At 51.6% G+C, this 15,126-nt stretch carries 13 protein-coding genes, 1 tRNA gene and 3 pseudogenes; 10 read left to right on the forward strand and 7 right to left on the reverse strand.

The window, feature by feature from the left end:
* Positions 1 to 74 precede the first annotated feature (74 nt).
* A pseudogene (locus OQV04_RS25195) lies at positions 75 to 191 on the reverse strand (Clp protease ClpB); the annotation flags it as partial.
* Between the two features lie 332 nt (positions 192 to 523).
* On the opposite strand from OQV04_RS25195, the gene tagK reads away from it, so the two are divergent.
* The 6 genes and pseudogenes from tagK to OQV04_RS19995 all read left to right on the forward strand — a co-directional run bounded on the left by tagK (position 524) and on the right by OQV04_RS19995 (position 6,694).
* Complete coding sequence (tagK, locus tag OQV04_RS19970) at positions 524 to 1,438, forward strand: type VI secretion system-associated protein TagK (RefSeq protein ID WP_045178071.1); 915 nt, start codon at positions 524 to 526, stop codon at positions 1,436 to 1,438.
* Positions 1,425 to 2,255: pseudogene (locus tag OQV04_RS19975) on the forward strand (type VI secretion system accessory protein TagJ). The gene tagK and the pseudogene OQV04_RS19975 overlap by 14 nt, the downstream one beginning before the upstream one ends.
* A complete protein-coding gene (gene tssE / locus OQV04_RS19980; RefSeq protein ID WP_032280300.1) occupies positions 2,252 to 2,746 on the forward strand; it encodes a type VI secretion system baseplate subunit TssE in 495 nt (164 codons plus the stop codon). Before OQV04_RS19975 ends, tssE begins: the two are co-directional and overlap by 4 nt.
* A 15-nt stretch (positions 2,747 to 2,761) precedes the next feature.
* A complete protein-coding gene (gene tssF / locus OQV04_RS19985; protein ID WP_000371479.1) occupies positions 2,762 to 4,645 on the forward strand; it encodes a type VI secretion system baseplate subunit TssF in 1,884 nt (627 codons plus the stop codon).
* The gene (gene tssG, locus OQV04_RS19990; protein ID WP_032280298.1) at positions 4,642 to 5,637 is read left to right on the forward strand and encodes a type VI secretion system baseplate subunit TssG; all 996 of its coding nucleotides are present in this window, start codon (positions 4,642 to 4,644) and stop codon (positions 5,635 to 5,637) included. The genes tssF and tssG overlap by 4 nt, the downstream gene beginning before the upstream one ends.
* Before the next feature lie 10 nt (positions 5,638 to 5,647).
* Positions 5,648 to 6,694: a type VI secretion system protein TssA gene (locus OQV04_RS19995; protein ID WP_032280297.1), complete on the forward strand. Its 1,047-nt coding sequence runs from the start codon at positions 5,648 to 5,650 to the stop codon at positions 6,692 to 6,694.
* Between the two features lie 131 nt (positions 6,695 to 6,825).
* Here the strand turns inward: OQV04_RS19995 and OQV04_RS20000 are convergent.
* Together OQV04_RS20000 and dnaQ are read right to left on the reverse strand one after the other, a co-directional pair.
* Positions 6,826 to 6,902, reverse strand: a tRNA-Asp gene (locus OQV04_RS20000).
* A 132-nt stretch (positions 6,903 to 7,034) separates the two neighbouring features.
* Positions 7,035 to 7,766, reverse strand: a complete 732-nt coding sequence (gene dnaQ / locus OQV04_RS20005) for a DNA polymerase III subunit epsilon (RefSeq protein ID WP_001366128.1) — start codon at positions 7,764 to 7,766, stop codon at positions 7,035 to 7,037.
* Between the two features lie 64 nt (positions 7,767 to 7,830).
* Between dnaQ and rnhA the strand changes: the two genes are divergently transcribed.
* On the forward strand, positions 7,831 to 8,298 hold the full coding sequence (gene rnhA, locus OQV04_RS20010) for a ribonuclease HI (RefSeq protein ID WP_000917883.1): 468 nt from the start codon (positions 7,831 to 7,833) through the stop codon (positions 8,296 to 8,298).
* Here the strand turns inward: rnhA and OQV04_RS20015 are convergent.
* Positions 8,295 to 9,017 (reverse strand): class I SAM-dependent methyltransferase, encoded by a 723-nt coding sequence (locus tag OQV04_RS20015; RefSeq protein ID WP_001295200.1) that lies wholly within the window; start codon positions 9,015 to 9,017, stop codon positions 8,295 to 8,297. The two genes, rnhA and OQV04_RS20015, sit on opposite strands and share 4 nt — an antisense overlap.
* A gap of 33 nt (positions 9,018 to 9,050) precedes the next feature.
* Here OQV04_RS20015 and gloB point away from each other — a divergent pair, with 33 nt between their 5' ends.
* Positions 9,051 to 9,806 carry a hydroxyacylglutathione hydrolase gene (gene gloB / locus OQV04_RS20020; protein ID WP_032280296.1) on the forward strand — a complete coding sequence of 252 codons (756 nt, stop codon included), beginning with the start codon at positions 9,051 to 9,053 and terminating at the stop codon, positions 9,804 to 9,806.
* 71 nt (positions 9,807 to 9,877) lie between these two features.
* On the forward strand, positions 9,878 to 11,236 hold the full coding sequence (mltD, locus tag OQV04_RS20025; RefSeq protein WP_032280295.1) for a murein transglycosylase D: 1,359 nt from the start codon (positions 9,878 to 9,880) through the stop codon (positions 11,234 to 11,236).
* Between the two features lie 47 nt (positions 11,237 to 11,283).
* Here mltD and OQV04_RS20030 read toward each other — a convergent pair whose 3' ends face one another.
* Together OQV04_RS20030 and OQV04_RS20035 are read right to left on the reverse strand one after the other, a co-directional pair.
* The gene (locus OQV04_RS20030) at positions 11,284 to 12,054 is read right to left on the reverse strand and encodes a class I SAM-dependent methyltransferase (RefSeq protein WP_032280294.1); all 771 of its coding nucleotides are present in this window, start codon (positions 12,052 to 12,054) and stop codon (positions 11,284 to 11,286) included.
* 77 nt (positions 12,055 to 12,131) lie between these two features.
* Entirely contained in the window at positions 12,132 to 12,932 is an 801-nt protein-coding gene (locus tag OQV04_RS20035; RefSeq protein WP_032280293.1) for an endonuclease/exonuclease/phosphatase family protein, read from the reverse strand.
* Positions 12,933 to 13,172: 240 nt separating this feature from the next.
* On the opposite strand from OQV04_RS20035, the gene yafC reads away from it, so the two are divergent.
* On the forward strand, positions 13,173 to 14,087 hold the full coding sequence (gene yafC / locus OQV04_RS20040) for a DNA-binding transcriptional regulator YafC (protein WP_032280292.1): 915 nt from the start codon (positions 13,173 to 13,175) through the stop codon (positions 14,085 to 14,087).
* On the opposite strand, the pseudogene dkgB reads toward yafC, so the two are convergent.
* Positions 14,084 to 14,888, reverse strand: a pseudogene (gene dkgB, locus OQV04_RS20045) (2,5-didehydrogluconate reductase DkgB). The gene yafC and the pseudogene dkgB sit on opposite strands and share 4 nt — an antisense overlap.
* Positions 14,889 to 15,126: the final 238 nt, after the last annotated feature.

The raw sequence follows: 15,126 nt of genomic DNA on the forward strand, positions 1-15,126 counted from the left end.
CACGGGAATATCTGCGGCAGCGGGCTTGTAATGGGTTAAGTGATAACAGATGTCTGGAAATATAGGGGCAAATCCAGTTCGACATAAGGGTTAGCACGTAATTTACAGAACGTTGTCGCAGATTCCAAAGATCTAAACAAAGATTTGGTTAGCTTTCCATATAGTGCACTGCGCGAAACAGGAGTGTCCATCTGTTACACCTAATGATGTAATAACATATAAATGATACATAAACATAACTGTACCGATTAAAACTTCTAATTAATAGAATTATCAAAAAGGCAGAATGAAACAATGATGCATATCACAGAACACTATGTAATATAGCAGGTAGTATCTTTTTCATGGTGATATTCAATAGAGCAAGTCAATTTCATACACACCATGAATATATTAAATTGAAAATCACCACTATATATTTCCGCGAAAACTTATATTGATAAAGTAAATTGATCAGCATTGCTTATCTAAAAATTTAGAAAACTTATTCTTTTGAAAGAAACACTCTACACAGTGATACACAATGAAACCAAATATTACGTGGGGACTCCAAAAAATACAGGCGCACGGGATCGCCGATAACACAATTTACGCGACTGAAGGAACACAAATTATCTTCACCGTTACCTCTCCCTGGATTCCTGTTTTTAAGGTGAATGATGATGTAAAGATTGCCCTCACTCTGACCCGCCACGAAGAAGCATGGTGGATTATCAATCAGTCTACCGAATATTGCTGTACGGTAAACGACCAGATTGTGGAACCTCATCACCGTATGCGTCTGAATGAAGGCGACCTGATAGAATGGGGGTTATCTTCATGGTGCCTTGTACATGGCAATCCATCATCTCCGGACCTGAGCGCAGTAAAAACGATATCGCAGACTGCCATCACGTCGGAAGCAATAACCGAATATCTGGATCTGGATTGGTTCAGGCAGCAGCATCTGACATCACAAAATCCATTCGATATCATTCCTGTTCATGGAGCCTCCTCCACCGGAGAAGGTGCGGAAAAAGGGAATGCCCTGACCCGACTTTATCAGGAATACCGCGAGGCGTTGTTATCTCCCGAACAAGATCTTCATCGCCATGCTGATCCTTTTCCCTTTAACGAAGAGCCCACCTCGCAGGATCTGGATTCATTGCGTGACCTGGTCACCGAAGCCGAGACATTGCAGGATATGGTCACTGGCGGGTTAAGCATTGACGCTATTCTCAATGTACTGGATGCCACCGGCGAAGGTGAAACAGCCTGGCCTGTCGAAAAGACTCCCCCTGATATCCTGCATTTACTTTCCCCGGAATACGCCCCGGAAACAGCGCATAGCACCGTACTGCCCGATCTGACACGGAAAGAGCATCGCATCATTGGCATTGACAGCCATTACCGGATAAACCCGGCACAACACGGAGAGATATCTCATGACAAACATTAACAAGCTACCGACTACCTTGTCGGCACTGCTGCGGGATTATTCCCTGGCGGAGGGCATTCAGATGGCAGAGCTGCAGGTCAGGATGCACCCAGCGCAGGCCTCCAGCCGCCACAGCCTGTTTCAGTTATTTTGCGTGGCAGGCGACTGGTCGCGGGCACTGCAACAGATCCAGCTATGCGCCCGGATGGACGCAAATTATACCCGCGAAGCGCAGGTATTTGGCGAGCTGATCCGCTGTGAGATATACCGCCACGTCTGCTTTCAGGGCGAACAGCGACCCGGTGTTATTCTCCCGCCGCCCGCCTGGATGGAGGATCTGCTGACCGCCCTCGCCTGTAACGCCCGTGGTGAAGCGCAGGAAGCTGACACCCACCGCAGCCGCGCGCTTGAGGCCATAACAGACACTTCCGGGCAGTGGAATGGCGGCGCATTTGACTGGATTAGCGACAGCGACTCCCGTACCGGTCCGGTACTCGAACTGATCGCGGGCGGAGCATATATCTGGCTGCCGTTTTCACAAATCTGTTCGCTGAAATCGCCGCAGCCTGCGCATCTGATCGATTTGATCTGGAAACCCGTCAACGTCACCCTGAACAATGGCGATACACACAGTGCCTAGCTGTTTCCCCGCTACAGCGGCTCTGAAAAGGCTGCCGACTCCCTGCGTCTGTGCCGGGAAACAGTCTGGCAGGACGGTCCGGGAGAGACACTGGTACAGGCGCTGGGTCAGAGGGTGTGGCTCACCGGTCACGGCGATATCAGCCTGCTGGATTTGTCCACCTGTACCTTTAACACCGCTGAAGGAAGCGACGCGTGAGCGCTTCCCGCCAGCGTCCAGGCAATCACCTGCTGCCCACGCTGTTTGACCGCCTGTGTGACGACGCCCCAAACCAGAAACGCGACCACGGTATCAGCGTCAGCCCGGTTCAGCTTAAGGAGATCATCCGCCGGGATTTGTCATTTCTGCTCAACACCGTCAGCCATGAAGATGATATTGATGCTGCACGTTATCCGTACGCGGCAGCATCCGTACTTAACTACGGCCTGCCGCCACTGGCGGGCAGCTTTCTGTATGAGCACAAGTGGGACGATATCCGCAGGGCCATTTTGCGAACCATCACCCGGTTTGAACCCCGGCTGAAAGCGTCCACCCTGCAAATCATCCCACTTCAGGATGAGCGCCGCCAGAGTGGCCATAACACATTACAGTTTGAAATTCGCGGCGAGATCCTCACGCAGCCGTATCCGACTGCATTCCGGGTACGTAGCGCGCTGGATATGGAGCAGAGCCGCATTACGTTTTTTTAATTCAGAGAGAGACCGATGGATCCACGGCTACTGGAATACTACAACCGCGAACTGAGCTATCTGCGGGAAACGGGAGCCGAATTTGCCGCCCGTCATCCCAAAGTCGCCGCCCGGCTGGGCATGCAGGGAACGGATATTGCCGATCCGTATGTAGAGCGAATGGTCGAGGCCTTCAGCTTCCTGACCGCCCGCACGCAGCTAAAAATTGACGCTGAATTCCCCCGTTTCACCCAGCGCCTGCTGGAAGTGGTCAGCCCCAATTACGTCACACCCACGCCCTCAATGAGCGTGGCGCAGTTGCATCCCGATACGGAAGAAGGCGATCTGGCGAAAGGATTTACCGTCCCGCGCGACACGGCCTTTTTCTCCGCCATTCCGGAAGGCGAAAGCACTGCCTGCCAGTTTCGCAGCAGCCAGGATGTAACGCTGTGGCCGCTCGCCATCGAAGAGGCGCGACTGACCGCCGCGCCACCGGATATGCCTGCCCTGCACCGCTACCTGCCGGCCAACATTCACGTCGCCGGGGCGCTGCGTATTACCCTGCGCACCTTTGGTGAACTAACATTCAGTCAGCTTGCAGGACTGGATAGGCTGCCGTTTTATCTCTGCGGCGAGGAGCGTACGGCCTCACACCTGTTAGAACTTCTACATACCAGCGCCATCGCGACCCTGGCTGGCATTCCGGGACATTTTGACGGCGCGCTGGATGTGAATCTGCAACAGCCCGTTATGTACGAAGGCCTGGAGCCGGATCAGGGGCTGCTGCCGCTGGCGTGGAACGTGTTTCACGGTCATAACCTGCTGCATGAATATTTTGCCTGTCCGGAACGCTTCTATTTTTTCACCCCGACAGGCCTGTCTGCCGGATTACAGAAAATTGACGGTGGCGTGGCGGAGATTGTTATCCTGCTGAACCGCCTGCCGCCGGACTGGCTGATCCACCAGACAAATGCGGCACAGTTCAGCCTGTTCTGTACCCCGGTTATCAACCTGTTTCCCCGCGTCACCGCCCGGATCGATGTCACGCACAGCACGACGGAACAGCATCTGGTGGTGGACAGAACCCATCCGCTGGATTATGAGGTGTTCTCGGTCCAGGAAGTGGAAGGGCTGGAAACCGACACCACACGGAAGATGGCCTTTCGCCCGCTCTACCACACCCGCAATAATGATGAAGGCAATCACGGACGTTATTTTTCCCTGCGCCGGGAGCCCCGCCGCTTATCAGAAAACGCCCGCCGTTACGGCACCCGTACCCCCTATACGGGCTCGGAAGTGTTCCTGTCGCTGGTTGACCAGTATGAAGCGCCGTACCCGGAAAATCTGCGCCACATCACCATCACGGCCATGGTCACTAACCGCGATCTGCCCTGTCTTATTGCCCGCAATGGCCGGGACGATCTAACCGTGGATGCGGCCATCCCGGTGGCGGGCGTAGGGCTTATCCGCCCGCCACGCTCGCCGCAGCCCCCGCTGGCTGAACGTGAGATGGCATGGCGGTTGATCCGCCAGTTATCTTTTAATTATCTGCCGCTGGCCGATCTGGATCACCGTACCGGCGGCCAGGCGTTGCGAGATCTGCTGAACCTGTTTATTCCTGCTCATGACAGTCCGCAATCGCGCCAGGTGCGCAGCCTGATTGGTTGTAAAACGACCCCGGTCACCCGCCGTCTGCCCGGTTCCGGACTACTGGTCTATGGGCGTGGCGTCAGTTGTGAACTGACGGTGGATGAAGAAGGTTTTTCCGGCATCAGTCCGTATCTGTTCGGCCTGGTGCTGGAACACTATATCGCCCGCCATGTTTCCATTAATACCTTCTCGCAGATGACGCTGCACAGCATGCAGCGCGGTAAAATTATGACTTGGCCTGTCAGGGCGGGACAGCGGGGAAGCGTATGAGCAACGATTTCACTCAGGCGCAGGAAACCCCCTGGCGTTACGGTTTTCTGAACCTGATGCGCCGCGTTGATGTGCAGTTGTGTAGCGTTCCGGCGGGCAACACCTGGCAACCACGGATAGAAAAATTTCGCCTCGGACAAACGCCCGCGCTAACCTTTGCGCCACGGGAAATCGCCAGTGTGAGCTGGCAGGAAGAGCGCTTGCACATCAGTTTGTACAGTCTCGGGCTGTGGGGGCCGAACGGTCCACTGCCGCTGCACTACAGCGAACTGGCGCGCAACCGGACTGAAAGCCGAAGAGACCCGACGCTAACCCGTTTTTCTGATCTTTTTCATCACCGCTGGCTGACGCAGTTTTACCAGGCATGGCGCAGCGCCCAGTCCGCCGGGGGCGGTCTGGATAAACCGCAACATGACCGCTTTGCCTTTTATGTCGCCAGCCTCAGCGGGCAGGATTTGCGGGAGAGTGCCGACAGCCCGTTGCCGGCTCACGCTCGTCTGGCGGCATCGGCCCATCTGGTGCGTGAGTCCCGCAATCCGGACGGTCTGGCCACCACGCTGGCGCACTATTTCGGTGTACCTTTCCGGATACAAGAGTATGTGCTGCACTGGATAGCCGTGGCGGACGATGAGATAACCCGGCTGGGGATGCCTGCCCCCTCTTCCGTTATTGGCAATGGTGCACTTATCGGCCAGGCCGTGCCGGACATGCAGTATAAGTTCCGGCTGGTTATCGGCCCGCTGACGCTGGAGGATTACCGACGTTTTCTGCCTGGCGGCAATAACCTGCCTGTCCTGACCGAACTGGTCCGCGCCTTTAGTGGTTTTGAATACTGCTGGGAAATTGAGCTACAGCTAAAGCCCCACGCCGCCCCTCCGGCTGTTACCGGTGGTCCGTACCAACTGGGTTGGACCGCATGGGCGGGTAAAGCCATGCACGACAACCCGGTGACGGGCATGATTTTCGAACCAGAACACTACCTGGCGCACTGAGGATAATTAAATGGAAATATTCCTGTCTGACCCAATTTCGGCGGAATGCCCCTGCGGCCCGGATCTGGAGTACGATCCGGAATACCTGCTGCTGTTCACCCGCGCCGCACCGCGTGAAGAAGCGCAATATGGCGATTTTGTCAGTACGCCTGAAAACATTAACTGGGCGGAGCTTGAGCGGGACGCCCATCGTCTGCTGATGCGCAGCAAAGATATCCGCATTCTGGTTGTCCTGCTGCGCTGCCGTATCCAGCAGGCCGGTGCCAGGGGACTGGCGGAGACGCTCACGCTGCTGGAAACGTTGTGCGCCACGTACCCGGACGCCATCCATCCTCAACTGCTCGCGACTGAAGATATCACCGCCGAAGATGCTGCGGTGGCACGCAGTAACGCGCTGGCGGCGTTGCTGGACCACGAAGGCGTAATGGCGGATATTCGTGGCATTACACTGTCAAATAATGCTGCCATGCGCCTTCAGGTACGGGATGTGGAGCGTTCGCTATCTGCATTACGTCCGGCGGATGCGCTGGCACCAGAATCGGTACGCCAGCAACTGGCAGACCTGGAAGCGCGCGGCACACTGCCGCTGGATGCCTTTCGCCAGGCAGCAGAGACCACTGAGCGGCTGCAACGCCATGCGCGTGAAACGCTGAATGACCAGGCACCGGACTTCTCCCGTCTGACGCAACTGCTAGCCCTGTTGCCGGGAGCAGTGCAGAGCACCACGCCGGAGATCCTGCCACAACCACAGGCTGAACAGCCGGAGAACGCCACCATCGATCATACTGAACAGATGCAGGCAGAGCAGATTGCGCTACCGGTGCGTATCTCGGAGGAAATATCACCGATGACCGGCGCAGAACCCCGGCAAATCCGCGACCGGAACGACGCGCTGGAACGCCTGCGTGTTATCCGTCGCTGGTTTGAGCACAGCGAACCGAGCAGCCCGTCCATTCCTTTGCTGCGCCAGGCAGAACGCCTGGTCGGAAAACGCTTCTCGGAGGTAATAAATGAAATTCCAGTAGAACTGCTGGAGAAATGGGATGCGCTGGAGTAACAGAAGTGGCCAGAATTTATAATGTCTGGCCATTTTTTAAATCATATCCGTTTTACTTCCGGAGTGAAAAATTCTCACTTCACCAAAACGACGAAAGCCCGAATCATTACTGATTCGGGCTTTCTGAATATTGGCGGAACGGACGGGACTCGAACCCGCGACCCCCTGCGTGACAGGCAGGTATTCTAACCGACTGAACTACCGCTCCGCGTTGTGTTCCGTTGGGAACGAGGCGAATATTACGGATTGCCTCGACCTTCGTCAACGGTTTTTCTCATCTTTTGAATCGTTTGCTGCAAAAATCGCCCAAGTCGCTATTTTTAACGCCTTTTACATGTATTTATGCCCGCCAGAGGCAGCTTCCGCCTTTCTTCTGCACCAGATCGAGACGGGCTTCATGTGCTGCAAGCTCTTCATCTGTCGCAAAAACAACGCGTAACTTACTTGCCTGACGTACAATGCGCTGAATTGTTGCTTCACCTTGTTGCTGCTGTGTCTCTCCTTCCATCGCAAAAGCCATCGACGTTTGACCACCGGTCATCGCCAGATAAACTTCCGCAAGGATCTGGGCATCGAGTAATGCCCCGTGCAGCGTTCGTTTACTGTTATCTATTTCGTAGCGGGCACATAACGCATCGAGGCTGTTGCGTTTACCGGGAAACATTTTCCTCGCCACCGCAAGGCTATCGGTGACCTTACAGAAGGTATTAGTCTTCGGAATATCGCGCTTGAGCAACGAGAACTCGTAGTCCATAAAGCCGATATCGAACGCTGCGTTATGGATCACCAACTCCGCGCCGCGGATATAGTCCATGAACTCATCGGCTACTTCGGCAAACGTGGGCTTATCGAGCAAAAATTCATCGGCAATACCATGTACGCCAAAGGCTTCAGGATCCACCAGCCGATCGGGTTTGAGATAAACATGGAAGTTATTGCCCGTCAGGCGACGGTTCACCACTTCAACGGCACCAATCTCAATGATCTTGTGGCCTTCATAGTGCGCACCAATCTGGTTCATACCGGTGGTTTCGGTATCGAGAACGATCTGGCGTGTAATTGCAGTGCTCATAGCGGTCATTTATGTCAGACTTGTCGTTTTACAGTTCGATTCAATTACAGGAAGTCTACCAGAGATGCTTAAACAGGTAGAAATTTTCACCGATGGTTCGTGTCTGGGCAATCCTGGACCTGGGGGTTATGGCGCTATTTTACGCTATCGCGGACGCGAGAAAACCTTTAGCGCTGGCTACACCCGCACCACCAACAACCGCATGGAGTTGATGGCCGCTATTGTCGCGCTGGAGGCGTTAAAAGAACATTGCGAAGTCATTTTGAGTACCGACAGCCAGTATGTCCGCCAGGGTATCACCCAGTGGATCCATAACTGGAAAAAACGTGGCTGGAAAACAGCAGACAAAAAACCAGTTAAAAATGTCGATCTCTGGCAACGTCTTGATGCTGCGCTGGGGCAGCATCAAATCAAATGGGAATGGGTTAAAGGCCATGCCGGACACCCGGAAAACGAACGCTGTGATGAACTGGCTCGTGCCGCGGCGATGAATCCCACACTGGAAGATACGGGCTACCAAGTCGAAGTTTAAGCCTGTGGTTTACGACATTGCCGGGTGGCTCCAACCGCCTGGCGAATTCGTGGCTTGTTTTTACTCTGTTTCATCGGATTTAGCGTTAAAGGAATAGTCCGTTTCCGGGCAACAATAAGTTGTAAGCAACCAAGCGCAGGAATATGCGCATTCAAAAGTTTTCCTCCGTGTTTGTTCCACGGGAGAACATGGAAACGGCTGGCGTGCAGCACTTCAAAATTCAACAAAGAGAGCCAGTCCAGTTGCCGCATCAGAGTAAACATCCGGCTGTTATAGGGCGAGGTTTTGCGCAATACCGGCACAAGTTTGCGTAATCCCATTAAACTAATGGGATTGAAGCCACTAATCACCAGCCAGCCATCATCAATCAATACCCGATCGGCTTCACGCAATAAACGATGCGGATCGGTGCACCACGGCAATGTATGTGCCAGTAGACAAACATCAACGGATTTATCGGCAAAAGGAAGATGAAGTGGATCCGCCTGCACCTGGACGGGCATTCCTTGAGCAGAAACATTCACTTGATGAGAAACCGCGCACGCTTCGCAATTGATTTCTGCGCTTAAATTGCCAATCTTAAGCAGATGAAAACCATACATTTTAGTGAACCACGGGTTGAGCTGGCGCTCCAGCGCCTTGCGATAAAGCTCTCCCCAGGGCAAATCGCCCCAGCAATCAGGAGCCACGACAGTTTGAGGGACTCTTGCCGGTTTCATCACAACCTTCCGTTTTACACTGAGAGGTAATCTATGAATCTTAACAGTATTCCCGCCTTTGATGACAATTACATCTGGGTTTTGAATGATGAGGCAGGTCGCTGCCTGATTGTCGATCCCGGAGACGCAGAGCCAGTATTAAACGCCATTACCGCCAATAACTGGCAACCGGAGGCCATATTTCTCACCCACCATCACCACGATCACGTTGGCGGCGTAAAAGAACTGGTGGAAAAGTTTCCGCAAATTGTGGTGTATGGCCCACAAGAGACACAAGATAAGGGAACAACACAGGTAGTCAAAGATGGCGAAACCGCCTTCGTTTTGGGGCATGAATTTAGTGTAATTGCCACACCGGGTCACACTTTAGGACATATCTGTTACTTCAGTAAACCTTATCTATTTTGCGGCGACACGCTGTTTTCTGGTGGGTGTGGTCGGTTGTTTGAAGGGACAGCATCACAAATGTATCAATCACTTAAAAAGTTAAGTACGTTACCTGACGATACATTGGTATGTTGTGCTCATGAATATACGTTATCAAATATGAAGTTTGCTTTGAGTATTCTTCCGCACGATTTGTCCATAAATGATTATTATCGTAAAGTTAAGGAGTTACGGGCAAAAAATCAAATAACACTACCCGTAATTCTGAAAAATGAGCGGCAAATTAATGTTTTTTTAAGAACGGAAGATATTGATTTAATTAATGTAATTAATGAAGAAACATTATTGCAACAACCTGAAGAGCGTTTTGCATGGTTAAGGTCAAAGAAAGATAGGTTCTGATAAAACTTTCTTGTCATCGGCTCCGTTCGCCGTTATGATCGGTCGTCTTTTAAGCAACTATTGACACACACATGAAGGCAAAAGCGATATTACTCGCCTCTGTCCTGCTCGTGGGTTGCCAGAGTACCGGCAACGTACAACAGCACGCACAGAGCCTTTCTGCAGCTGGTCAAGGGGAAGCAGCAAAGTTTACAAGTCAGGCACGATGGATGGACGATGGGACGTCTATCGCGCCAGATGGTGACTTGTGGGCTTTCATTGGCGACGAGCTAAAGATGGGAATTCCGGAAAATGACCGGATTCGCGAACAGAAACAGAAATATTTACGCAATAAGAGCTATCTCCACGATGTAACTTTACGGGCAGAGCCGTATATGTACTGGATAGCCGGGCAAGTTAAAAAACGTAACATGCCTATGGAACTGGTACTACTACCCATAGTGGAGAGCGCTTTTGATCCTCACGCAACGTCTGGTGCCAATGCCGCAGGCATCTGGCAGATCATTCCGAGCACGGGGCGCAATTATGGTTTGAAACAGACCCGCAATTATGACGCGCGTCGCGATGTTGTTGCTTCAACAACTGCCGCGCTGAACATGATGCAGCGTCTGAACAAAATGTTTGACGGCGACTGGCTTCTGACCGTAGCGGCTTATAACAGCGGCGAAGGTCGGGTCATGAAGGCAATTAAAACGAACAAAGCGCGTGGGAAATCCACGGACTTCTGGTCGTTACCGTTGCCGCAGGAAACGAAGCAGTACGTGCCTAAAATGCTGGCATTGAGTGATATTCTCAAAAACAGCAAGCGTTATGGCGTACGTCTGCCAACGACCGATGAAAGCCGTGCTCTGGCGCGTGTGCACCTGAGCAGCCCGGTTGAAATGGCGAAGGTTGCAGATATGGCGGGGATTTCCGTCAGCAAGCTGAAGACATTCAACGCTGGCGTGAAAGGCTCCACGCTGGGCGCAAGTGGTCCGCAGTACGTGATGGTGCCAAAGAAGCATGCAGATCAACTGCGTGAATCTCTGGCTTCAGGCGAAATTGCTGCTGTACAGTCGACGCTGGTTGCCGACAATACGCCGCTTAACAGCCGTGTTTACACCGTACGCTCTGGCGACACGCTTTCAAGCATCGCTTCACGTCTCGGCGTAAGCACCAAAGATTTGCAGCAGTGGAACAAACTGCGCGGATCTAAGCTGAAGACAGGCCAAAGTTTGACGATTGGTGCAGGCAGTAGCGCACAGCGACTGGCAAACAACAGCGATAGCATTACGTATCGTGTGCGCAAAGGCGATTCGCTTTCAAGCATTGCTAAACGCCACGGCGTGAACATCAAAGATGTGATGCGCTGGAACAGCGATACTGCGAATCTGCAACCAGGCGATAAGCTGACGTTGTTTGTGAAAAACAACAGCATGCCAGACTCCTGACAAACCAGATAATAGAAAGGCACCGATTCCCCCGGTGCCTTTTTCATTTATGCCGATTTATGTGCTTCTACCATGATGATATCACTGGTGAAAGAGCCATCATTCTGCAAAGCAAAATACGTTTTCACCTCTGTCGATGCGCTCTGTTGGTAAATGCGAATAGCGTCTACTAACGCTTCTGGCGTACGCATTCTCGCGACCCATGAAGAAAATTCCAGCGGTAACTTATCCGTGATTAAATGATCAACTATCAGATTGGCTTCATTGATTAACGTCAACCACTCACCGCTGGCGTAGTTTCGTACGTGAGAGGTATCGCGTAATGCTTCTACCGTCTGTAACCAGATGTCGCGCACTGGGTGCCCCGGAGACATTACGTCCATCACAATCAGCCTACCGCCAGGTTTCAATATCCGGTTTACTTCACGCAATGCTGCACCAACATCATGCCAGTGATGGGCAGAATAACGGCTGATAACAATATCAAATGCGTTATCGGCAAATGGCAGACTTTCGGCATAACCCTGGCGGGTGGTGATATTTTTCAGTTGCCGGACTTCGGCAGCTTGTGCCACGACATCCAGCATTTGGGCAGATAAGTCATACGCCACCACCGTGCTCACGTTTTGCGCAGCGACAAAGCTGGCATGCCCTGCTCCGCAGCCCATATCAAGTACACTTGCATCAGGATAATCAGCCAGACGCACCGCCAGGCGCTGTAAATCTCGTCCGGATGCATGTACGGTACTGGTCAGATATTCGCTGGCTTGAGAGCTAAACTGCTTTTCTACATGGTCATGGTGGGATTGTATTGTCATTGCGCTGTCCTTTTGTTATTTGAGTATAAAAGGACAGCGCCAAACGTTGGTCTGCCCTGTGGCAGACCTGACATACCTTATTTATCAGGCTTGCCGGGACTGAATTCAACGAGTAGCGGATTGTGATCGGAAGCGCGCGTAACCAGTACAGAAGCTTCGCTGACGTTCAGACCACGGTAGAAAACAAAATCGAGCGGGCGACCAAACGCCCGACGGCGCTGATCATCGGTAAAACGCACCTGACGCAGCGACATTTCCCGCGCAAAACGATATAACGCGTTCATCCTTCTACGGCTCCAGGCATTGAAATCTCCCGCCATAATGACCGGGCCGCTGTGGTGAGCTATCTGATCACCAATAGGAAGTAACTGCTTACTATAAACATCCACGCCCAGACTGAAGTTGACGGCGTGTATATTAACCACCATCAACAGGCGGGTGTCAGGTAATGGATAGACCGTCACCAGTGCCGACTTCGCCAGACGCAAAATGGGTTCTCGTTCACGTAACGGGCAGCAATACACTGGATGTGCCGCCGAAAGGGTCATTACGCCAGAAGGATGTTGTGGCAGCACGAAAGCGGGTACCTGATCGGCGGCAAGATAGTTAGCAGTCGCAAACTGTAGCAACTCTGGCGTTGTTTGCGCTTCCTGCAATAACACCAGATGTGCGTCTTTGCCGTAATTCTTTAATACCGACAACCATTCAGCGCGTTGCTGTTTGTATATGTTCCACACCAGGATCCGAATACGCTCTTCGGTACTTAACGGTTCTCCGGGTGGTAATGCCTGGCCGATGCTCGCAAAAGACCCCGGCGGTAAGATCCTCTCCGCAGGTTGTCCGGCAACATAGCGCATGGCATAGGTGTTTTTTCGCACTTTTGACTTTGAAACCTCTATTACGTCAACCCTTCCGCACTCGGGAGGGTTCTACTGTTATAGGGATTTTAGCTCACTCTTTCAACGAGCAATTGTATATTGTTATGTAAGCAAGTGCTTACACCGGTCAGAATTTTGCTCATTATTGAGAACATTAAATCGGATGACATATCACGCATCCTGATGGTTTAATGACAAATAAATTCAAAATATCTCTTCTATTTTGCAACAGGAGCAAAAATGAAAGCCACGTCGGAAGAACTCGCCATTTTTGTTTCGGTCGTAGAAAGCGGCAGCTTTAGCCGGGCAGCGGAACAATTAGGGCAAGCAAACTCAGCGGTAAGCCGGGCGGTGAAAAAGCTGGAGATGAAACTTGGCGTTAGCCTGCTTAATCGGACCACGCGACAACTTAGCCTGACGGAAGAAGGCGAGCGTTATTTTCGTCGCGTACAGTCAATTTTGCAGGAGATGGCAGCGGCAGAATCAGAAATTATGGAGACGCGTAATACACCGCGTGGACTGTTACGGATCGATGCCGCAACTCCAGTGGTGCTGCACTTTCTGATGCCGTTAATTAAGCCTTTCCGTGAACGCTATCCGGAAGTCACTTTATCGCTAGTCTCCTCCGAAACGATTATTAATTTGATCGAAAGAAAAGTGGATGTCGCGATACGCGCCGGTACGTTAACGGATTCCAGCTTACGTGCCAGGCCGTTATTTAACAGTTATCGAAAAATTATCGCCTCCCCCGATTATATTTCCCGCTACGGGAAGCCAGAAACGATCGACGATTTAAAGCAACATGTTTGCCTGGGATTCACTGAACCCGCTTCCCTCAATACCTGGCCGATAGCCTGTAGCGATGGACAATTACATGAGGTGAAGTACGGTTTGTCATCCAATAGTGGGGAAACACTGAAACAGCTTTGCCTGAGTGGCAACGGGATTGCGTGTTTGTCCGACTACATGATCGACAAAGAAATCGCTCGCGGAGAATTGGTGGAGTTAATGGCAGATAAAGTGTTGCCAGTGGAAATGCCATTCAGTGCCGTCTATTACAGCGACCGTGCGGTAAATACGCGCATCCGGGCTTTTATCGATTTCCTTAGTGAGCATGTAAAAACAGCTCCCGGAGGAGCTGTCAGAGAGGCTTAATCCCATTCAGGAGCCAGACCTTCCGGACTAACCAGGCGGTCGTTGCAATCCAGTGCGGCGATCGCTTTTTTATCTTCGGCATCAAGCTGTAAATTTTGTGCCTTAAGATTACTTTCCAGGTTTTTACGTTTAGTAGAAGAAGGAATTACTGAGTAACCTTCCCCCATAGCCCACGCCAGAATCACTTGTGCCGGAGTCGCATTGTGTTTAGCTGCGATACGAGCAATAACCTCATCTTTCAGGGCCTTACCATACGCCAGCGTCATATAGGAAGTAATATGGATGCCGTGCTGTTTAGCCCAGGCAACCACTTTACGGTTTTGCAGATAAGGAGAGAGTTCAATCTGGTTAGTAGCGATGTTTTCAGCGCCAACAGCAGCAATCGCCTTTTCCATCAATGGGATCGTGAAATTGGAAATACCGATCTCACGCGTCAGCCCTTGTTTTTTTGGCTTCCAGCAGCGCCTGCATAAACTCTTCAACAGAGACTTCATCGTTTGGTGACGGCCAGTGGATTAGCGTCAGATCAACATAATCGGTACGCAATTTTTGCAGGCTCTCTTTCAGACTTGGGATCAATTTGTCTTTGCTGAGATTTTCAATCCAGATTTTAGTGGTGATGTAGAGTTCATGACGTGGCACGCCACTTTCTGCAATCGCCTGACCTACTGCGGCTTCGTTATCATAGATTTGTGCGGTATCAATTGCGCGATAACCAAGTTCAAGCGCCGTTTTCACAGATGAAATAACAACGTCGTCTTTCAGACGGAAAGTACCTAAACCAAATGCAGGGATAGCCATAATATGCCTCTTTTAATGCTATTTTCGTTAACTGAGGTGATTATGGGCTTCAGACTGTTGAGGAAAAAGAGCGTAAAATGCAGAGGATTTTTGCGATTCTGGCAATAATAGATATACAGACGAAAAAAAACCTCGAGCGTTAACTCGAGGCTTCTTAATAAGTGGCGGAACGGACGGGACTCGAACCCGCGACCCCCTGCGTGACAGGCAGGTATTCTAACCGACTGAACTACCGCTC

The organism is Escherichia sp. Lx600-2, from assembly GCF_036662595.1.
GTDB classification, from domain to species: domain Bacteria; phylum Pseudomonadota; class Gammaproteobacteria; order Enterobacterales; family Enterobacteriaceae; genus Escherichia; species Escherichia coli.